22 protein-coding genes and 1 tRNA gene are annotated in these 17347 nt (G+C 66.1%); 8 read left to right on the forward strand and 15 right to left on the reverse strand.

Annotated features, from left to right (window positions below):
* Nucleotides 1–3: 3 nt before the first annotated feature.
* The 5 genes from DK874_RS09695 to DK874_RS09715 all read right to left on the reverse strand — a co-directional run bounded on the left by DK874_RS09695 (nt 4) and on the right by DK874_RS09715 (nt 3259).
* Nucleotides 4–549 carry a NuoB/complex I 20 kDa subunit family protein gene (locus DK874_RS09695; RefSeq protein WP_114313823.1) on the reverse strand — a complete coding sequence of 182 codons (546 nt, stop codon included), beginning with the start codon at nt 547–549 and terminating at the stop codon, nt 4–6.
* Nucleotides 540–899 (reverse strand): NADH-quinone oxidoreductase subunit A, encoded by a 360-nt coding sequence (locus tag DK874_RS09700; protein WP_114313824.1) that lies wholly within the window; start codon nt 897–899, stop codon nt 540–542. The genes DK874_RS09695 and DK874_RS09700 overlap by 10 nt, the downstream gene beginning before the upstream one ends.
* Nucleotides 900–1066: 167 nt before the next feature.
* Nucleotides 1067–1885 (reverse strand): 16S rRNA (adenine(1518)-N(6)/adenine(1519)-N(6))-dimethyltransferase RsmA, encoded by an 819-nt coding sequence (rsmA, locus tag DK874_RS09705; protein WP_114313825.1) that lies wholly within the window; start codon nt 1883–1885, stop codon nt 1067–1069.
* Nucleotides 1878–2624: a metallophosphoesterase gene (locus DK874_RS09710; RefSeq protein ID WP_114313826.1), complete on the reverse strand. Its 747-nt coding sequence runs from the start codon at nt 2622–2624 to the stop codon at nt 1878–1880. The genes rsmA and DK874_RS09710 overlap by 8 nt, the downstream gene beginning before the upstream one ends.
* A complete protein-coding gene (locus DK874_RS09715; RefSeq protein WP_114313827.1) occupies nt 2621–3259 on the reverse strand; it encodes a Rad52/Rad22 family DNA repair protein in 639 nt (212 codons plus the stop codon). Before DK874_RS09715 ends, DK874_RS09710 begins: the two co-directional genes overlap by 4 nt.
* A 62-nt stretch (nt 3260–3321) precedes the next feature.
* Here DK874_RS09715 and DK874_RS09720 point away from each other — a divergent pair, with 62 nt between their 5' ends.
* Both DK874_RS09720 and DK874_RS09725 read left to right on the forward strand, forming a co-directional pair.
* Nucleotides 3322–3684 (forward strand): hypothetical protein, encoded by a 363-nt coding sequence (locus DK874_RS09720; protein ID WP_114313828.1) that lies wholly within the window; start codon nt 3322–3324, stop codon nt 3682–3684.
* 37 nt (nt 3685–3721) lie between these two features.
* Nucleotides 3722–3797 (forward strand) — tRNA-Ala (locus tag DK874_RS09725).
* Nucleotides 3798–3839: 42 nt separating this feature from the next.
* On the opposite strand, the gene DK874_RS11905 is transcribed toward DK874_RS09725, so the two are convergent.
* Genes DK874_RS11905 through DK874_RS09745 form a run of 4 tightly spaced genes read right to left on the reverse strand, consistent with a single transcriptional unit; the run spans nt 3840 to nt 7588 of the window.
* The gene (locus tag DK874_RS11905) at nt 3840–4220 is read right to left on the reverse strand and encodes a hypothetical protein (RefSeq protein WP_240307656.1); all 381 of its coding nucleotides are present in this window, start codon (nt 4218–4220) and stop codon (nt 3840–3842) included.
* A 54-nt stretch (nt 4221–4274) separates the two neighbouring features.
* On the reverse strand, nt 4275–6170 hold the full coding sequence (locus DK874_RS09735; RefSeq protein WP_114313829.1) for a tetratricopeptide repeat protein: 1896 nt from the start codon (nt 6168–6170) through the stop codon (nt 4275–4277).
* A gap of 9 nt (nt 6171–6179) precedes the next feature.
* The gene (locus tag DK874_RS09740) at nt 6180–6884 is read right to left on the reverse strand and encodes a WecB/TagA/CpsF family glycosyltransferase (RefSeq protein WP_114313830.1); all 705 of its coding nucleotides are present in this window, start codon (nt 6882–6884) and stop codon (nt 6180–6182) included.
* Complete coding sequence (locus DK874_RS09745; RefSeq protein WP_114313831.1) at nt 6872–7588, reverse strand: 2-phosphosulfolactate phosphatase; 717 nt, start codon at nt 7586–7588, stop codon at nt 6872–6874. The genes DK874_RS09740 and DK874_RS09745 overlap by 13 nt, the downstream gene beginning before the upstream one ends.
* Nucleotides 7589–7615: 27 nt before the next feature.
* On the opposite strand from DK874_RS09745, the gene DK874_RS09750 reads away from it, so the two are divergent.
* From DK874_RS09750 to hisH, 4 genes are read left to right on the forward strand one after another with little or no spacing between them, the layout of a single operon-like run.
* Nucleotides 7616–8551 (forward strand): thiamine-phosphate kinase, encoded by a 936-nt coding sequence (locus tag DK874_RS09750; RefSeq protein ID WP_114313832.1) that lies wholly within the window; start codon nt 7616–7618, stop codon nt 8549–8551.
* A gap of 39 nt (nt 8552–8590) precedes the next feature.
* Nucleotides 8591–9634 (forward strand): pyridoxal phosphate-dependent aminotransferase, encoded by a 1044-nt coding sequence (locus DK874_RS09755; protein ID WP_114313833.1) that lies wholly within the window; start codon nt 8591–8593, stop codon nt 9632–9634.
* Nucleotides 9627–10211, forward strand: a complete 585-nt coding sequence (gene hisB / locus DK874_RS09760) for an imidazoleglycerol-phosphate dehydratase HisB (RefSeq protein WP_114313834.1) — start codon at nt 9627–9629, stop codon at nt 10209–10211. The genes DK874_RS09755 and hisB overlap by 8 nt, the downstream gene beginning before the upstream one ends.
* A 3-nt stretch (nt 10212–10214) precedes the next feature.
* On the forward strand, nt 10215–10811 hold the full coding sequence (hisH, locus tag DK874_RS09765) for an imidazole glycerol phosphate synthase subunit HisH (protein WP_114313835.1): 597 nt from the start codon (nt 10215–10217) through the stop codon (nt 10809–10811).
* Here the strand turns inward: hisH and DK874_RS09770 are convergent.
* From DK874_RS09770 to purE, 4 genes are all read right to left on the reverse strand, one after another.
* On the reverse strand, nt 10782–11702 hold the full coding sequence (locus tag DK874_RS09770) for a carbohydrate kinase family protein (RefSeq protein WP_114313836.1): 921 nt from the start codon (nt 11700–11702) through the stop codon (nt 10782–10784). The genes hisH and DK874_RS09770 overlap by 30 nt on opposite strands.
* Nucleotides 11703–11957: 255 nt before the next feature.
* Nucleotides 11958–13094, reverse strand: a complete 1137-nt coding sequence (locus tag DK874_RS09775) for a phenylacetate--CoA ligase family protein (protein WP_114313837.1) — start codon at nt 13092–13094, stop codon at nt 11958–11960.
* Nucleotides 13095–13131: 37 nt separating this feature from the next.
* A complete protein-coding gene (locus DK874_RS09780) occupies nt 13132–14235 on the reverse strand; it encodes a 5-(carboxyamino)imidazole ribonucleotide synthase (protein ID WP_114313838.1) in 1104 nt (367 codons plus the stop codon).
* Nucleotides 14232–14726 carry a 5-(carboxyamino)imidazole ribonucleotide mutase gene (gene purE, locus DK874_RS09785; protein WP_114313839.1) on the reverse strand — a complete coding sequence of 165 codons (495 nt, stop codon included), beginning with the start codon at nt 14724–14726 and terminating at the stop codon, nt 14232–14234. Before purE ends, DK874_RS09780 begins: the two co-directional genes overlap by 4 nt.
* Before the next feature lie 47 nt (nt 14727–14773).
* On the opposite strand from purE, the gene DK874_RS09790 reads away from it, so the two are divergent.
* Nucleotides 14774–15730, forward strand: a complete 957-nt coding sequence (locus DK874_RS09790) for a sodium-dependent bicarbonate transport family permease (protein ID WP_114313840.1) — start codon at nt 14774–14776, stop codon at nt 15728–15730.
* A gap of 3 nt (nt 15731–15733) precedes the next feature.
* Entirely contained in the window at nt 15734–16036 is a 303-nt protein-coding gene (locus DK874_RS09795) for a P-II family nitrogen regulator (RefSeq protein ID WP_114313841.1), read from the forward strand.
* Here DK874_RS09795 and DK874_RS09800 read toward each other — a convergent pair.
* Both DK874_RS09800 and DK874_RS09805 read right to left on the reverse strand, forming a co-directional pair.
* Nucleotides 16033–16563, reverse strand: coding sequence for a DedA family protein (locus DK874_RS09800; protein WP_114313842.1), 531 nt, complete (start codon nt 16561–16563; stop codon nt 16033–16035). The two genes, DK874_RS09795 and DK874_RS09800, sit on opposite strands and share 4 nt — an antisense overlap.
* Before the next feature lies 1 nt (nt 16564).
* Nucleotides 16565–17260, reverse strand: coding sequence for a TerC family protein (locus DK874_RS09805; protein WP_114313863.1), 696 nt, complete (start codon nt 17258–17260; stop codon nt 16565–16567).
* Between the last annotated feature and the right edge of the window lie 87 nt (nt 17261–17347).

Below are 17347 nucleotides of genomic sequence, written 5' to 3' on the forward strand. Positions count from 1 at the left end.
GCCTCACCCCCTGGTGCGCTTCCAGGCGGCCACAGGGGGCAGTTTCTCGCCCCTTTCGTTCACCGCCTGGCCGCGTACCCTTTTTTGGAGCTGCATCACCGCATAGATGAGGGCCTCGGGGCGCGGGGGGCAACCGGGTACGTAGACGTCCACCGGCACCACCGAGTCCACGTTTTGCACGATGGCGTAGTTGTTGAACATGCCCCCCGAGCTGGCGCAGGCCCCCATGGAGATCACCCACTTGGGGTCGGGCATCTGCTCCCAGACCCGGCGCATCACCGGGGCCATCTTCTTGGAAAGCCGGCCCGCCACGATCATCACGTCCGCCTGGCGGGGGCTTGCCCGGAAAACCTCGCTTCCGAAGCGGGCCAAGTCGTTCCTGGCATCGGTGGAGGCCATCATCTCGATGGCGCAGCAGGCCAGACCAAAGGTGGCGGGCCAAAGGGAGTTGGAGCGCCCCCAGGCCACCAGCTTCTCCAGGGTGGTGAAGAGGATGCCCTCCCGCTCCAGCTCCTGCACGTCCCGCTCAAAGAGGTCCTTCAGTGCCACCGCATCACCCCCTTCCACCACTCGTAGAGGAAGCCCACGAAGAGGAGCAGGCTAAAGCCCGCCACGCCCAAGAAGCCGTAAAGGCCAAGCCCCCCTGCGCTCACCGCATAGGGCCACAGGAAGGCCACCTCCACGTCAAAGAGGATGAAGAGCATGGCCACCACGTAGAAGTGCACGGGGAAGCGCTTGACCTCCCCCGCGGGGTCATTCCCTGACTCGTAGGGCATCAGCTTGGCCCGGCCTGGCTTCTTGGGACCGAGGAGAGCCCCCACCACCAGGGCCGCCACCCCGATGAAAAGGGCCACCCCCAGATAGATCAGGATGTTCACATACTCCGTTATTGGCGCCAAGGTCCCCTCCTTTCGTGCCTCTTGTCACGAGGAGGAAGCCCAAGACTCCCGGGCCCCCTCCTCATTTCCCGCCCATCTTATCACCCCCATCCCGGGACAAATGGGCCAGGCTACACCGCAGAAGGGGCTAATCGGTGTAGGACCTCTGGTTATCGGTCGGGAGCACCCTACACCCGTGTGTAAAGAGCCTCCCTAAGCCGCTGAAACTGGCCTAGGTCTAAGGCCTCGGCCCGTACCTCTGGGGGTAGGCCCAGGCTCCTGAGGGCCTCCTCTACCTTTTCCTTGGGGTAGCCTGCGGCAGAAAGGGCGTTTTTCAGGGTCTTGCGCCGTTTGGCGAAGGCGGCTTCCAGGAGCCGGAAGAGCTTTGGGTCATTGGGCACCTTTTTGGGCGTGAGGCGGACCAGGCTGCTTTGCACCTTGGGGGGCGGGAAGAAGGCCCCTGGGGGGAGGTCAAAGAGCTTTTCCGCCTGGGCATGGTAGGCCACCCGTAGGGAGAGGAGGCCATAGGCAGGGGTGTTGGGCCGGGCCACCATGCGCTCGGCCACCTCTTTTTGCACCAGGAAGACCAGGCGGGCGAAGCGCCCGCTTTGCAAGAGCCGGGTGATGAGGGGGGTGGCGATGTTGTAGGGGAGATTGGCCACCAGGAGGCTTCCTTCCGGTACCCCTTCCCAGGGGAACTCGAGGGCATCGGCGAAAACCAAGGTCACAGGTAGGCCCTTTAGGGTTTCCTCCAGCAGGGGCCTTAGCCGCAGGTCCTTCTCTATCGCCGTGACCTGGGCCCCCGCCTCCGCCAGGGCGCGGGTGAGGACCCCAAGGCCAGGCCCCACCTCGTAGACGGGCCCGGTGAAGGGCTTGGCCGCCTCCACGATGCGCCTTAGGTGGGCCTCCGAAACCAGGAAGTTTTGCCCCAGGCGCTTATCGGCGAAAAGCCCATGGCGCTGCAGCAACTCCCGCACCCCTTTGGGGGAAAGCAAGTCTTTAAGCATGGTTTAGGCGTTTCACCCGGGAGCGCAAGGGGTCTTCCTCTGGGAAGAGCTCCAGGTACTCCCCCAGGTCCAGGGCGTCAATGAGGGCGAAGCGTTCCTTGAGGAGGATGCCTTGCTTCATGGGCACGTGGCCGTACACGCCAAAGCGGTAGCCCATGCGCTCCACGTAGTCCGGGGTGCGGAACCACCAGGTCTTGGGCTCGCTTTGGGCATAGAAAAGCTCATCGTATTCCTGGAGCCAGGGCACGGGGCCCACGTGGGCGAAGTGCACCCCGTGGAAGACCACTTCCCGGGGGAAGCCCGCCATCCAGGCCCTTAGGGCCTCGGGGAGGGGGCGCCCCCCGTGCTCGGGGTGGAACTCCAGGTGCTTGAGGTGCCGGTTTCCCAGGATGGGCTCTCCCTTAAGCACCGCCTCGTCGTGGTTGCCTAGAAGGATGGTCACCTGGCCCTGGGCTGCCTCCTGAAAGGCCTTGATCCGGTAGAGTTCCCGGATCTGGGCCCCCGCTGCCAGGCGCAGGTGGCTGGGGTCTTGGGGGTCAAAGGGGCTAAGCCCCGTGAGGCGCTCGTAGCCCCTGGGGGTCTTGGGGTGGACCAGGTCCCCCAGGAGGACCAGGTGGGTTCTTCCCGAAACCAGTTCCTCCGTGGGCCTAAGGCCGGGGTCAGCTAACCCCTCCGCCTTCAGGATGCGCCAGAGGGCGGGGAAGTCGGCGTGAAGGTCCCCGACGGCGATGATCCTCATCCCTTAAGCAGGGCCCTAAGCTCCCCGTAGAGGCGCTTGGTTTCCTCGGGGGTTTTGCCGTAGCCCCCGTATTTGGTGACGATCTTGGCCGCCTCCTTGCCCAGCCCCTTTTCCTTAAGCCTTTCCAGAAGTTGATCTATGAGCCGGTAGGCTTCGGGCTTTCCTTCTTCTGGGGCTTCCTCGCCCGGGGGTTCGGGGAGCCGGGGCGGAGTAAAGCGTCCTTTTTCCGGGTCGTAGTCCACCCACTGCTTTTCCAGGCGGTAGAGGTACCGCCCCACCCCGAACTTCACCGCAGCCCGCTTTAGGGCATCGGAGAAGGCCGCCTTTAAGGAATCCCCCTCCCCCACGTCCTCCTTGGTCACCCCCAGGACCGTGAGGCGGCACTTCACCTCCACCAGGCGTTCGCGCCGCTCCCCCCGTTCGTCCTTTACCGTGCGCTCGGCATCGGCCAGGACCTCGTAGGCATCCTGCCACCCTTCAGGGCCCACCACCCGGTCCAGCCGGTCTAAGACGGTGCGGGCGTCCACGTAGGGAACCACCAGGGCCCTCTTTTTGTCCCGGGAGAGGGCTTCTATGCGCCACTGCACCTCGCCGGGGGGGAAGGGTTCGGAGAGTCTCTGCCAAACTTCGTCCATAGTTAAAGTGTACTTTAGGCTACCCTCAGGGGTTGGGGGGAAAGATGGGCTAGGCTAGGGGCATGCGCAGGATCCTGGGAATGCTACCCTTACTGCTTCTGGCCTGGGCCCTCGAGGTCGGCCCCACCCCCTCCTTGGAGCTTCGCATCGGCGCCAGCCTCTCCTTCAACCTCTTCCCTCAGGCGGTGGTGGTGGAGCGCCTTCCGGAGCCCCAAGGGATTGTGGTGGTCTACCGCTATTCCCAGGCGGAGGCCATCTTCCGCTACCACGATGAGGACCTTCGCCGCCGGGGCTGGGTGCGGGTGAAGTACGAGGTGAAGAAGGACGAGTGGAAGGCGGAGTACAAAAAGGGCAAGGCCAAGGCCAAGCTTTCCGTGAAGGACAAGAAGGGCCGGGTGGAGGTGCGGCTCAAGGAAGGGGACTAGACAAGGCCAAGGCCCCCGGCTACCATATAGGGCGCGTGGGGCCGTGGCGCAGCTGGGAGCGCGCCTGAATCGCACTCAGGAGGTCACGGGTTCGAGTCCCGTCGGCTCCACCAAAAAACCTCCCGCCTAGGCGGGAGGCTTGCCTTTTGCACCTTCTAGTAACCGGTGGCCGAGCCAGGGTTCAAGAGGGGGTGCAGGCTCTGGGGGGACACCGTGACCCGGGCGGGCTGGACCATGCCCAAGGGCAAGGGGGTGGCGTCAATGGTGGCCACGGCGGAGAGCACCATGGTGTTGGTGGAGTCGTAGTAGAGGGGGTAGTCGTTGGGCCCTGGCACCAGCACCGAGGAGCAGGCGATGGTCACATCGGTCATGCCCTGGGTGATCTGGTGGGGGCGCAAGGAGGCCTGGGGCAGGGTGTTGTAGCCGCAGTCCACCGCCTGGCCGGTGTTGGTCATGACGGCCCCCATCTTGCCCAGGAAGTCGTTTTCCAGGGTGATGGCGTCGTAGTAGCCCTGCCATTCCCCGATGAAGACCACCCGGCCGCCTTCGGAAGCGAAAACCCCAGGAGGCGTTACCGGAGCGTTAACGCGTCACTGGCCCTGGAGAAGCCAGGACACCAAGGCATTCACCACGTCGTTTTCCGCCAGGAGTTCGGGAGCCTCCAAGACGGCCTGGAAAAAGGCCTGCACCATCTCCGCTGGGGGGTTTTTCAAAAGGTCCTGCACGCTCTTCCCGGCGTAAGGTCCCTGGGCGAGGGGGGTGGTGAAGCGCTCTCCCGTGGCCAGGGGGGCGGCTTGCCTTAGGGCCTCCAGGGTCCTTTCCAAAAGGAAGCGGTCCCCTTCAGGTCCCAGGGCCTCCTTGGGGGTAAGGAGGAGGGCGCCATCCAGGTCCCGCACCTCCAGGCCCAGGGCGTAGAGCCTACGGGCTAGGCTTTCTGGCCCCACCTCCAAGGGGATCACCACCCGGGCTTCCCCATAGCGCACCTCCAGGGCATACCGCCCCGGCTCGGGCAGGGTGACGGCGGGGGCCACCTCTTCCAGCGCGGCGGTGAAGGGTGGGAAGCCCAAAGGCTTTTTCTCCTGGGCAAGGAGGGTTCCTTCCTGGTAGAGGAGGGTTTCCAGCTCCCCGCGCGGCAGGTAAGGGTGGGCGCTGAGCCGTACCTCGGGGAAAACGGCTTCCCCGGCGCGGAAGGGCCGGGCTTCCAGGTCCCCGGGGATCAGGGAAAGCTTCTTCACCTCCAAAACCAGCCCCCCTTCTTCCTGGTCCAAGGCCCTCTTTGCCGCCTGGGCCAGGGGATGCCGGGGGTGGGTTTCCACGAAGGCTTGGTACAGGGCTTTGGCCGGAAGCCCTGCCCGTTCCGACACGTAGGCCCGGAAGAAGAGGGCCAGGGGTTCCTGGCGCCCCTCCAGGTCCTTTAAGGCCTCGGGGAAGTCCTCCCCCTCGTCTAGCCGCAGGGCCCGGCCGTAGGCGGCCTTGGCCCCCAGGTAGTCCCCGTAGAGGGCCTTAAAGAGCCCCAGGTTGTAGTAGGCGGTGGCGTTGGGCCTTAAGGCCACCGCCCGCTTTGAGGCCAGGATAGCCCGGGGGAGGTCCCCGGTGAGGTAGTAGGCCCAGCCCAGGTTGGTCCAGTAAAGCCAGTAATCCGGCCTGAGCCTGAGGGCCTTCAGCAGGGCATCCCGGGCCTCCTCCCCCTTGCCCTCGGCGAAGGCGGCGAAGCTCACCTCCTCCCAGGCCAGGGGAAGCTCGGGGAAGGCCTGGGCTAGGCTGCGGGCCGACTCCTTCCAGCGCGGGTCCTCGAGGGCCCTAAGGACCAGGTGGGCGGCGGTCCGTTCCAGGACATCCCCCTGAAGCAGGGCCTCGGCCTGCTTCAGGGCCTCTTCCCGCTTCCCTTGGGAAAGGAGGAAAAAGGCCTGGTACGCTGGCGGCAGTTTCCCCTGCCAAAGGAGAAGGAGCCTTTCCGGCAAAAGCCCCTGCAAAAGCCCAGCCCCCCGCCCCTCCTTCAGGTCCAAGGCGGACTGGTGCAAGGGGTCTGGGTTCTGCCCTTGGGCTAGGGCCCTAAGGGCTTCCTCCGAAAGGGCAGGGCGGGGTAAGGAGCTAAACTTCTGGGCCAGGCCCTCCCTTTGGAGCCAGACCCAGGCGAGGCTCGGGGTGGCAAAAAGCCCCTCCTTGACCCCATCCTTGCGGGCTAGGAAAACCCGGAGGCCCCTTTCCTCCTCCTTGCCCAGGAGAACCCAGTCCGCCCCGGTGGCCGCCTGGGCCAATCGGGCCCCCGCCTTGGTGTAAAGCCCTCCGGCCAGGTGGTAGCTGCCTTGCCAGGGCAGGTCAGGAAGGAGGTGGGAGAGGAGGGTGGGGGGAGGAGCCCTAAGGCCCTCCGCAAAGGCCTGGGCCAGGCGGAGGCCCTCGGGAGCTTCAAAGGGCAGGACCAGTCCCTGGGCCAGGCTGAGCCCCAGGAGAAGGAAGAGGGCCAGGAAGCGCCTTGGGATCACCATGGGCGCATTTTAGCGCTTTTCCCTAAGAACCAGGTAAGCGAACCGGAGGAGCCTGGGGGCCCTTTTCCAGCGCTTCGGGTCCAGCCCCACCCGGAGGAGCCACTCCAGACCCAGCCTCTGGGCCCAGGCGGGGGGGCGCTTCGCCTCGCCGGCCAGGACGTCCAGGGTGCCCCCTACCCCCATGGCCACCTTGGCCCCCAGGTGGGGTTTGTGCCGGTGGATAAAGACCTCCTGCCTTTCCCCCATGCCCACCAGGAGGAGGTCGGGGGCCTTTTGCCGTATCTCCTCCACCACCCCTTCTTCCTCCTGGAAGTAGCCGTGGTGGAAACCCACCACCTCGGCCCCCAGCCGCCTGGCCTCGGCCGCGGCCCGCTCGGCTACCCCGGGTTTCCCCCCAAGGAGGTAGACGCGGATCCCAGGAAAGCGCCGCAAGAGGGCCAGGGTGAGGTCCACCCCAGTGACCCGCTCCTTAAGCTCCAGGCCCAAAAGCCTTTTGGCGGCCCAGAGAATGCCTATCCCGTCCGGGGTTACCAACTCCGCCTCGAGGATGGCCTGCCTGAGGGCAGGGTCCTCCTGGGCCCGCACGGAGATCTCCGGGTTCAAGGTGACCACCTGATGGGTGCCCTCCTCCCCCAGGAAGCCCCGGATCCGGGCCAAGGCTTCCTCCATCCCCACAGGGTCCAGGGGAAGGCCTAGGAGCTCTACCCGTTCCATGCCACAAACCTCTGGGCGTAGCGGTCTTGGGTCAGGCCGAACTCCCACTTGGGGAAGAAGCGCACCCCGGCCAGCCGGGGCACCACCGGGTCCACCCCGATGAGGCTGGCCCGGGCCAGTTCCTCCGTGCGCCCCTCCTTGTGGAGGGCCTGGCCCTCAGGGCTTTGGAAAAGGGCCTCCTGGGGGTCGGGGAAGGCCTTGAGCAGGGCGGAGGCCAGACCCAAAGGGGCATGGGGGGCCAGCTTTTTCTGCAGAAAACCCGCCGCCACCATCGCAGAAAGCAGGGGCTCGGGGGCTCCGGCAGGCCGGAGCACGAGGCCCTTTAGCGGGCGGAGGAGTTCCAAGGCGGCCTTGGCGTTACGGAAGCCCACCAGGTAAACCTCCTCTTCTCCCGGAAGAAGGCTGGCGTTCAGCATCGGGGCCACCAGGATGGCCCGTTTTCCCGTAAGGTCCAAGCCCTCCAGCTCCACCAGGGAAAGGCGGCCATGAAACCCTTCCAGGGGAAAGCCTTCCGCTTCCCCCAGCAAGAGGGTGTCGCTGCCCAGCTCCTCAGCGAGAAGGCGGGCCACCTTGGGCCCAGGAGCCACCCAGGCTTCCAAGGCCCCCTGGGCCAGGAGCTGGCTGAGGAGGCTTCCTGCGGGAAGGACCTCCACCAGCACCAAGGGTCCAGGGGCGGGCCTTAGGCAAAGGTCAACCCGGCACACCCCGCCATGATACCGTAGCCTGGGCCTATGCGGCTTAGGGACTTGGGAGAGCGGGCGCTTCTTGGGAAACTGGCCCCCATCGGTTATCCCCCGGGTGCCCCCCTGCCCCCAGGGGATGACGCCGGGGGGGTCTGGGTGGAGGGGGTGGCCTGGCTTTTGAAGACGGATGGCTTTCTCTACCGGGAAGTGGCCCTCCAGGGGATGGGGCCCTTTGCGGTGGGCTTTAGGGGGGTGGCGGCCACGGCCTCGGACCTGATCGCCAAGATGGGCAGGCCCTTGGGGTTTACCCTGGGCCTCTTCTTGCCGGAGGACCTCGAGGAGGCCTTCGCCCTGGAGCTGGTGGAAGGGGCCGCGGAGGCGGCGAGGCGGCTTGGGGCTTGCCTTCTGGGGGGGGATACCAATAGGGGCCAAGAGGTGGCCCTCACCGTTTCCGGCTTCGCCTACGCCGAGGCTCCCTTGCCCCGCCGGGCCTTGCCCGGGGACCGGGTCTATTTGGCCGGGGACCGCTGGGGTAGGACGGGGGCGGCCATTGCCGCCCACTACCAGGGCAGGGACCTCAAGGGTTTCCCCCTCATCCAAGAGGCCGCCTTTTACCCCCTGCCCCGGCTGGAGCTTTTAAGCCTTCAGGGCCTCCTGCGGGGAAGCCTGGACTCCTCCGATGGCCTGGCGGAAACCCTTTGGCAGCTTGCCGATCTGGGGGTGCGGGTGGACCTCGAGGCCCTGCCCCTATACCCCGACGTCTTGGCCTTTGCCGGAGGGGAGGAGGAGGCGTATGAGCTGGTCCTCTACGGGGGGGAGGAGTTTGAGGCGGTCCTGGTGGTGCCCAGGGAGAGGGAAGAGGAGGTCCTGCTCCGGGCGCAAGGGGCGGGGCTTCCCCTCTTCTTTGCCGGCCGTATAGGGGAAGGGAAGGGGGTGTACTTTGGGGCAAGGCCCGTGCCCCGGAAAGGGTACACCCACTTTTAGCCCGGATAGGGCTCCCTGACCTTTGGCTATACTTGACCCATGCGGGCCTTTAAGGCGCACCTCCTGGGCCTGGCCCCGTACCCCTACAAAAAGGTGGAGGCCCCGGTGAAGCTGGACCAGAACGAAAGCCCCTTTGACCTGCCCCTTCCTTTGAAGGAGGAGGCCCTAAGGCGCCTGGCCCGGCTTCCCTGGAACCGGTACCCAGAGATCCACGCCGAGGGCGTGCGCAAAAAGCTGGCCGCCCTCCTGGACTGGCCTGAGGAGGGCCTCGTCTTAGCCCCTGGCTCCAACCTCCTCATCCTGGCCCTGGCGGTGGCGGCGGAGGAGGTGCTGGACTTAAGCCCTTCCTTTCCCCACTATGCCCATGCGGCCCGGATGGCAGGGACGCCTTACCGGGCCGTGACCCTGGGGGAAGGGTTTTCCCTTCCCCTCGAGGCGGCCTTGGCCTCCTTCCAAGGCGGGGTCTTCTTCTTGCCCAACCCCCACGCCCCCACCGGGACCTTGTTTGCTGAGGAGGACCTAAGGGCCTTGGCGGAAAGGGCCAAAGAGGTGGGGGGGCTTTTGGTGGTGGACGAGGCCTACCGGGAGTTCGCCGGTACCGACTTCCGCCGCCTGGGCTGGGGAAACCCCCATGTGGCCCTCCTGCGCACCTTCTCCAAGGCCTTTTCCCTGGGAGGCATCCGGGCTGGGTACCTGCTTGCGGCTCCGGAGGTGGCCCAGGTGGTGCGGGAGGTGCTTCCTCCCTTCGTCCTACCCGCCCATACCGGGGCGATCCTAGAGGTGGTTCTGGAGAATCCGGGGTATGTTCAGGAAGTGGCGGAAAGGGTGCGCTCTGAGCGGGAGAGGGTGTATGGGAGGCTTCTTTCCCATCCCACCTGGCGGCCCTATAGGAGCCACACCAACTTCCTCCTGGTGCGCACCCCGGATGCCGCGGAGGCCTTTCGCCACCTGCTGGCCCAGGGGATCCTGGTGCGCCGGCAGGACCACTACCCCGGTCTTTCGGGGTGCATCCGGGTCACGGTGGGCCTCAAAGAGGAGATGGATGCCTTTTTGAAGGCGGCCTTTGAGGTGGCGTATGCGTGAGGCTACGGTGGAGCGGGCCACGGCGGAAACCTGGGTGCGGGTGCGCCTGGGCTTGGATGGGCCCCCAGGGGGCGAGATCGTCACGGGCCTTCCCTTCCTGGACCACATGCTTCTCCAGCTTCAGCGGCATGGCCGCTTCCTCCTGGAGGTGGAGGCCAAGGGGGACCTGGAGGTGGACGTGCACCACCTGGTGGAGGATGTGGGCATCACCTTGGGCCAGGCCCTGAAGGAGGCCCTGGGGGAGGGGGTGGGCCTGGAGCGCTACGCGGAGGCCTTCGCCCCCATGGACGAAACCCTGGTGCTTTGCGTCTTGGACCTATCGGGGAGGCCTCACCTGGAATACCGTCCCGAGGCCTGGCCTTTGGTGGGGGAGGCGGGGGGGGTGAACCATTACCACCTCCGGGAGTTTCTCCGGGGGCTTGTGAACCATGGCCGCCTTACCCTGCACCTGAGGCTCCTTTCCGGCAGGGAGGTGCACCACGTGCTGGAGGCCAGTTTCAAGGCCCTGGCCCGGGCCCTTCACCGGGCCACCCGGATCACGGGGGAGGGGCTTCCCAGCACCAAGGGGGTCCTTTAGGGCATGAAGGCGCTCCTCATTGACTACGGCTCGGGGAATCTCAGGAGTGCGGCCAAGGCCCTGGAGGTTGCCGGCTTCCAGGTGGCCGTTTCCTCGGACCCCCGGGCGCACCTCGAGGCCAGCCTCCTGGTCCTTCCCGGCCAGGGGCATTTCGGCCAGGTGATGCAGGCCTTCCGAAATAGCGGCTTCGTGGACCGGGTCTTGGCCCACCTGGAAAGGGGCCTTCCCTTTCTGGGCATCTGCGTGGGCATGCAGGTCCTGTACGGGGAAAGCGAGGAGGCCCCCGGGGTTAGGGGCCTGGGCCTGGTGGAAGGGGTGGTGAGGCGCTTTCCCCGGGGCCGGGTACCCCAGATGGGGTGGAACCGGGTGCGCTTTGCCGGGGCCTTCCAGGAGCTCTCGGGACGCCACTTCTACTTCGCCAACTCCTACTATGGCTCCCTGACCCCCTATTCCCTGGGCCAGGGGGAGTACGAGGGCACACCCTTCACCGCCCTTCTGGCCAAGGAAAACCTTCTGGCCCCCCAGTTCCACCCGGAGAAAAGCGGCAGGGCGGGCCTGGCCTTCTTGGCCCTAGCCCACCGCTACTTCCAGGTCCTCTAGGCGGATAAGCCGGCCCTGGGCGCCGATGGCGGTGGCGGCCAGGGCCCCGGCCAGGTTGGCCAGCCTGCCCGCCTCCAAGGGGCTTTTCCCGCTCAGGATGGCGTGGGCGAAGGCGGCGGTGTAGGCATCCCCGGCCCCCGTGGAGTCCACGATGTCCTCCACGGGAAAGGGCTCAATGAGCTCCTCCCCTTCCGGGGTGACCACGATGGACCCCATGGCCCCCACCTTGATGGCCAGGCGGTGGAAACCCTCTTCCCGGAGGCGGGCTACCCCCTCGGAAAGGGAGGAAGCCTGGGTCAGGGCCAGAAGCTCCGTCTGGTTCATGAGGAGCCAGCTTACCCCCCGGAGGTAACGCAAAAGCTCCTTACCCGCTACCCGCACCGCCCCCGTCCCCAAATCGGCGAAGATGGGCATCTCCCGCTTGCGGGCGGCCTCGAGGACCTCCACCGCGTAGCTGCGGCTGGGCCCTCCCACCAGGGCGTAGGCGGAGAGGACCACGGCGTCCGCCTGGTCTAGGAAGCGGGGCTTGAAGAGGGCCGGGTCCAGGTACCGGCTTGCCCCCTCGGCGCTCACCATGGCCCTTTCCCCCCCGGGCACCAGGAGGATCAGCACGGAGCTGGTGGTGTGGTCGGGATCCTCCTGAAGGTGCCTGAGGTCCACCCCCACCTCCCGCACCCGGGAAAGGGCCAGCTCCGCAAAGGGGTCCTGTCCCACCCGGCCCGCCAGGTAGACCCGATGGCCCAGGCTGGAAAGCTGCACCGCCAAGGTGGCCCCAGCGCCTCCCGGTTTCATCAGGGCACGGCGGGAAGGAACCTCCTCCCCCGGCTCCGGTATGCGCTCCACGAAGAAGAGCAGGTCCACGGAAACGTCGCCCACCACGAAAAACCGCATCTTGCCTCCTTCCCACAAGGCACAGGGTTTGCCCCTACTATAGCGCAAGGGCCCCGTTGCTTTGGGGGGAGTATACCCCGGGGTTATGAGAAGAATGTAACAAGTGGCCCCAAAAGGGCGCTTGGCACTACCGGGGCCCCCACCTTGGCGAAAGCCAAGGTGGGGTGGGATTGCCGGGGCCCCCACCTTGGCGAAAGCCAAGGTGGGGTGGGATTGCCGGGGCCCCACCTTGGCGAAAGCCGAGGTGGGGTAGCATTAGAAGCGCCGATCCACCACCAGGCCGCCTTCCAGCTCCCCCGAAAGCTCCACCTCGTCCACCCTTAGGCCCGTGGCCTTGGCGATGGCCTCCAATAGCCCTGGCGGTACCTTCTCCGCCTTAAGGCGCAGGACCAGCTTGTCGGTGCCCTCCAGCTTTCTCTCCACCACCACCTGGTAGCCCCTGGGGTCCAGGCCAAACCCGCCCAGGATGGGGGCGAGCTCCGTGGGGTAGAACTTTACCCCTTTCACCTTCACCATCTGGTCGGTGCGGCCGAAGACCCCCCGGGGTAGGACGGTAAGCCCTTCCCGTCTCTCGGCGATGGCCAAGTCCCCGGTGCGGAAGCGCACCATGGGCATGAGGGTGCGGCTTAGGGCGGTGACCACCAGCTCCCCCTTTTCCCCGTCGGGAACGGGTTTCAGGGTCTCTGGGTCTAGGACCTCCAGCACCGCCATCTCGGGGATCTCCCAAAGGCCATCCTTGGCGAGCCGCTCCCCGGCCACGATCCCCAGCTCGCTGGTGCCATAGGCATCCAGGGCGGTGCACCCCAAAAGGGCCTCCACCTTTTCCCGGAAACCGGGGACGGAGGTGAAGGGCTCGCCCCCTGCCAGAAGGAGGGCGAACCGCCCCCCCGCCTGGCCCACCTTCAGGGCGAAGGAGGGGTTGGTGACCAGCACGTCAAAGCCGTAGGCCTGGCCGATCTCGGCGATGCGGCTGGCCTCCCCGGGCCCATGGGGGAAGACCAGGTTTCCGGCACGCCAAAGGGCCTGGTGGAAGAGCCATCCCCCGGCGTACACGTGGTAGCTGAAGGCCACCAGCACCTTTTTCCCCGTAAGGCCAAGCCGGCGGTAGTGCTCCGCCAGGGCCTCGGTCTGGTAACGGAGGTCCTCCTGGGAGAGGTACTCGGGCATCCAGCCCATGAGGGGGCTTGGGGTCAGGTGCATGAGGCTTGCCCCTGTGGGCGGCCTGGGGTTTTCCTTAAGGTAGGCCACCCATTCCTCCCGGGTGGTGAGGGGAAGCTCCCCGAGGTTTTCCAGGGTGACCTCCTCCGGGTGGATTCCCTTAAGCTTCTCCCGGTAGACGGGGTGTTCCTTGGCCGCGCGCACCACCTCTTTGAGCCGAGCGTTCCGGTCCATAGATCGCCTCCTACCGCTCCCGCAGGGAACACGGGGATTATACCGGCTCGGGAGCCTGGGCCAGGGTGAGGAGATGGGGAAGGTCCTGGGCTAGGCTTTCCCAGGTGTCCCGCCGCAAGGTGATGTGCCCCACCTTCCGCCCTGGGCGCACCGCTTTGCCGTACCAGTGGAGGTGGGCCCCAGGAAGGGCGAGGACCTGGGCGAAGTCGGGCCTCACCCCAATAAGGTTGGCCATGGCGCTATGGCCCCTCGAGGCCGTGCTCCCCAAGGGAAGGCCCAAGAGGGCCCGCAGGTGGTTTTCAAACTGGCCCGTTTCCGCCCCCTCTATGGTCCAGTGGCCGGAGTTGTGGACCCGGGGGGCCACCTCGTTGAAGAGGAGCTCCTCCCCCACCTGGAAGAGTTCCAGGGCCAGCACCCCCACGTATCCCAAAGCCTCCATGGCCTTCCTGGCGTGGGCCTCGGCCTTTTCCTGGAGGGCCTGGGAGGTCCCGGGAGCGGGGGCCAGGGAGAGGCGCAGGATGCCCCCCTGGTGGCGGTTTTCCACCAGGGGGTAGAAGGCCACCTCCCCGGTTCGGCTCCGCACCCCCAGGAGGGAGAGCTCCCGGTCAAAGGGGATATGCCCCTCGAGGATCAGCCCCCTTCCCCCCAGGGCCTGGAAGGCCTTGGGCGCCTCCTCCCAAGAGCCGATCCGCACCTGTCCTTTGCCGTCGTACCCGCCCCGGCGGGTCTTGAGGAGGGCGGGAAAGCCCAGGGCCCTCAGGCCTTCCTCCAGCTCCTTAAGGCTATCCACCGGGTGGAAGGGAGGGGTGGGTACCCCCAGGCCTTGCATAAAGGCCTTTTCCGCCAGGCGGTCCTGGGCCACCTCCAGGGCCTTGGGGGGAGGGAATACGGGAAGCCTCTTGGCCAAGAAGCGGGCCGCCTCCACGGGGACGTTCTCAAACTCGTAGGTGACCAGATCAAGCCCCTCGGCAAACCGCCCGAGAACCCTTTCGTCCAGAAAATCCCCCACCAAGAGCTCCCCCACTTGCCCGGCGCAGGCCTCGGGGGAGGGGTCCAGGAAGCGGAAGGAAAGGCCTAAGGGATAGCCCGCCAGGGCCAGCATCCTCCCCAGCTGCCCCCCGCCCAGGATGCCCAGCCTCATCCTTCCTCCCGGGGGTCGGGGTGGGCCAAGACGGCTTCGGTCTGGGCCCTCCGGTAGGCCTCGAGGCGCTCCATCACCTCAGGGTGGGAAAGCCCCACGATGCTGGCGGCGAGAAGGGCGGCGTTCACCGCTCCCGCCCTTCCGATGGCCAGGGTGCCCACGGGGATGCCTGCAGGCATCTGCACCATGGAAAGGAGGGAATCCAGGCCCTTTAAGGCCTGGCTTTCCACCGGCACCCCCAGCACGGGCAAGGGGGTGTGGGCGGCGGTCATCCCCGGGAGGTGGGCGGCTCCTCCAGCCCCAGCGATGATCACCAAAAGACCACGCTCCCTGGCGGTTTTGGCGTACTCCGCCATGAGGTCCGGGGTGCGGTGGGCGGAGACCACCCGCACCTCATAGGGGACGCCCAGGGCCTCCAGGGTCTCCGCCGCATGGCGCAGGGTTTCCCAGTCAGACTTAGAACCCATGATCACGCCCACCAAAGGCCGCATCGTACCGGATTGTACCAAGCCTTCCCCCTCGTGGTAAAAGGCAGGCCATGGATGCCTTGGAACTCCTTCGCCTCAACCTCCTTTCCCCCATGGTGCTGGCCTTCGCCCTGGGGGTGGCGGCCCGGCTTCTCAAAAGCGACCTGGCCTTCCCCGAGGCCCTGTACACGGCCTTATCCATTTACCTGCTCTTCGCCATCGGCTTCAAAGGGGGGGTGGAGCTTTCCAAAACGCCCCTGGCCACGGTGCTTCTTCCCGCCCTCGCCACCTTGGGCCTGGGGCTTTTCCGACCCCTTTCCAGTTACGCTCTGGCCCGCCGTCTTCTGGCCCTGGGCCGGGTGGATGCGGGCGCTTTAGCCGCCCACTACGGCTCCGTTTCCGCGGTGACCTTTCTGGCGGCCCTCACCTTTGCCCAAGGGGTGGGCCACAGGCCCGAGGGGTTCTTGCCCACCTTGGTGGCCCTTTTGGAGGTGCCGGGTATCGTGGTGGCCCTGCTCTTGGCCAAGCGGGGGGGTGGGAACCTGTGTGAAGCCCTTCGGGAGGTCCTCACCGGGAGGAGCGTGGTCCTCCTGGTGGGGGGGCTTCTCATCGGGGCCCTTTCCGGGGAGGGGGGGATGGACCGGGTAAAACCCTTCTTTGTGGATCCCTTCTATGGGGTCCTCACCCTTTTCCTGCTGGATCTGGGGATGGTGGCGGCCTCGAGGTTCGCCACCTTAAGGCAGGTGGGCTTCCGCCTGGTGCTCTACGGAACCCTCCTTCCCCTCTTCCATGGGGCCATAGGGGTCTATCTGGGCCACCTGGTGGGATTTTCTGCGGGCGGGGCTACCGTCTTGGGGGCTATGGCGGCCAGCAGCAGCTACATCGCCGCCCCCGCCGCCGTGCGCATCGCCTTGCCGGAGGCCAACCCCAGCCTGTATCTGGCGGCAAGCCTGGCGGTGACCTTTCCCTTTAACCTGGTCTTGGGCATTCCCATCTACCATGCCTTGGCCCAATGGATGGGAGGGTGAAGCATGGACCTGGTGCCTTTGAAGCTGGTGACCATCGTGGCGGAAAGCATCCTGGAGAAGAAGCTGGTGGAGGAGGTGAAGCGCCTGGGGGCCAAGGGGTACACCATCGTGCCCGCCAGGGGAGAGGGTTCCCGGGGCATGCGCAGCCTGGATTGGGAAGGGCAGAACATCCGCCTGGAAACCATCGTCCCCGAGGAGGTGGCTCTGAGAATCCTGGCCCGTTTGCAGGAGGCTTACTTTCCCCATTACGCCGTGATTGCCTACGTGGAGAACGTCTGGGTGGTACGGGGGGAGAAGTACATCTAGGCTTTGGGTCCTCGGCGCAGAAGGGGAAGAAGGGCGAGGAGGAGCAGTACGGACCAGAGGAGCCAGGCGGGGAGCCTTTCTCCCAGGAAATAGGCGAAGAGGACGAGCCCCTGGGTCCAGAGGAGGCTTCCCGAGGCGGCCAGCAGGAGGTAGGGCAGCCAGGGAAAGCCCACGGTCCCAAGCAAGAATGGCACCGCCGTGCGTAGGCCCGGCACAAAGGGGGCAAGGAGGAGGGCCGAAGGGCCGAAGCGGTTTAGGAACCTGGCGGCTCGCTGCCTTAAGCTCTCGGGAAAGCGCCCCAGCAGCTTGGGACCCAGGATACGCCCCAGCCCGTACCCCACCCCATGCCCTAGGTAGCTCCCAAGAAATAGGAGCGGAAGTAGGGGAAAGAGGCTTAGCCTTCCCTCCCCCGCAAGGGCTCCCAGGGCCAGCAGGAGGGTGTCCCCTCCGGGCACAAAGACGCCGAAGGGAAACCCCACTTCCAAAACGAGGAGAAGGGCCAGCAGAAAATAGGTCCAGAGGCTCATTCTACGAAGGTTGGACCGCCGGCTTACGTAGGGCCCAGAGGCTTCCCAGAAGGAGCACCCCCAGGATGAGGAGGCTGAAGGCCTCCTTGTCCAGTCCCACGGCCAGCTCGGGGCGGTGGAGGACCTCCTTCATCAGCTTGTCCCAGCCGCCCAGGAGGAGCTTAACCCCGGCGAGCCCCACCACCCCATAGGCCAGGTGCTTGAACCGGGGATAGCGGTCCAGGAGGGAGACCACCAGGCTGGCCAGCACCCTGAGGGCCAGGATGCCCAGGAAGACCCCGGTGTAGATGACCCAAAGCTTGTCGGAGAGGGCCACGGCCACCAGCACCGAGTCCACGGCGAAGGCTAGGTCCATGAGCTCCACCTGGGCCACCGTTTTCCAAAACTGGGCGGCGCTCACCTCCAGGGGGGGTGGGGCGTGGGCTTCCTGGGGCCTGAGGAAGTGCTTCAGGGCCACGTAAAGCAGATAGGCAGCTCCCAGCACCTGGACCCACCAGAGCTTGATGACCAAGGCGGCGAAGAAAAGGGCCAGGCCCCGAAGCACGTAGGCCCCCAGGATGCCGTAGAAGAGGGCTTTCCGCCTCAGGTGAACGGGTAGCTTCTGGACGATGACCCCCAGGATCAGGGCGTTATCGGCGGAGAGGATCACCTCGAGGGCCACCAGGATGAGGATCACCGAGAGAACGCCACCTTCCATGCGCACCTCCCAAAAAATAAAGACCACCGCGATCGCAGTGGTCTCGCCCGGGCTTTCCGCCCCCAGCCTCCCGGGGCTTAAGCCCGT

This window comes from Thermus caldifontis (assembly GCF_003336745.1).
GTDB lineage: Bacteria > Deinococcota > Deinococci > Deinococcales > Thermaceae > Thermus > Thermus caldifontis.

Excerpts from the sequence above, each read along its gene's own strand:
- purE (WP_114313839.1), bottom strand. The coding sequence starts at position 14,726 with ATGCGGCCTTTGGTGGGCGTGATCATGGGTTCTAAGTCTGACTGGGAA.
- DK874_RS09740 (WP_114313830.1), bottom strand. The coding sequence starts at position 6,884 with ATGGAACGGGTAGAGCTCCTAGGCCTTCCCCTGGACCCTGTGGGGATG.
- DK874_RS09715 (WP_114313827.1), bottom strand. The coding sequence starts at position 3,259 with ATGGACGAAGTTTGGCAGAGACTCTCCGAACCCTTCCCCCCCGGCGAG.
- DK874_RS09790 (WP_114313840.1), top strand. The coding sequence starts at position 14,774 with ATGGATGCCTTGGAACTCCTTCGCCTCAACCTCCTTTCCCCCATGGTG.
- DK874_RS09780 (WP_114313838.1), bottom strand. The coding sequence starts at position 14,235 with ATGAGGCTGGGCATCCTGGGCGGGGGGCAGCTGGGGAGGATGCTGGCC.
- DK874_RS09805 (WP_114313863.1), bottom strand. The coding sequence starts at position 17,260 with ATGGAAGGTGGCGTTCTCTCGGTGATCCTCATCCTGGTGGCCCTCGAG.
- DK874_RS09720 (WP_114313828.1), top strand. The coding sequence starts at position 3,322 with ATGCGCAGGATCCTGGGAATGCTACCCTTACTGCTTCTGGCCTGGGCC.
- DK874_RS09775 (WP_114313837.1), bottom strand. The coding sequence starts at position 13,094 with ATGGACCGGAACGCTCGGCTCAAAGAGGTGGTGCGCGCGGCCAAGGAA.
- rsmA (WP_114313825.1), bottom strand. The coding sequence starts at position 1,885 with ATGCTTAAAGACTTGCTTTCCCCCAAAGGGGTGCGGGAGTTGCTGCAG.
- DK874_RS09735 (WP_114313829.1), bottom strand. The coding sequence starts at position 6,170 with ATGGTGATCCCAAGGCGCTTCCTGGCCCTCTTCCTTCTCCTGGGGCTC.
- hisB (WP_114313834.1), top strand. The coding sequence starts at position 9,627 with ATGCGTGAGGCTACGGTGGAGCGGGCCACGGCGGAAACCTGGGTGCGG.
- DK874_RS09755 (WP_114313833.1), top strand. The coding sequence starts at position 8,591 with ATGCGGGCCTTTAAGGCGCACCTCCTGGGCCTGGCCCCGTACCCCTAC.
- DK874_RS09795 (WP_114313841.1), top strand. The coding sequence starts at position 15,734 with ATGGACCTGGTGCCTTTGAAGCTGGTGACCATCGTGGCGGAAAGCATC.
- hisH (WP_114313835.1), top strand. The coding sequence starts at position 10,215 with ATGAAGGCGCTCCTCATTGACTACGGCTCGGGGAATCTCAGGAGTGCG.
- DK874_RS09750 (WP_114313832.1), top strand. The coding sequence starts at position 7,616 with ATGCGGCTTAGGGACTTGGGAGAGCGGGCGCTTCTTGGGAAACTGGCC.
- DK874_RS09710 (WP_114313826.1), bottom strand. The coding sequence starts at position 2,624 with ATGAGGATCATCGCCGTCGGGGACCTTCACGCCGACTTCCCCGCCCTC.
- DK874_RS09770 (WP_114313836.1), bottom strand. The coding sequence starts at position 11,702 with ATGCGGTTTTTCGTGGTGGGCGACGTTTCCGTGGACCTGCTCTTCTTC.
- DK874_RS09800 (WP_114313842.1), bottom strand. The coding sequence starts at position 16,563 with ATGAGCCTCTGGACCTATTTTCTGCTGGCCCTTCTCCTCGTTTTGGAA.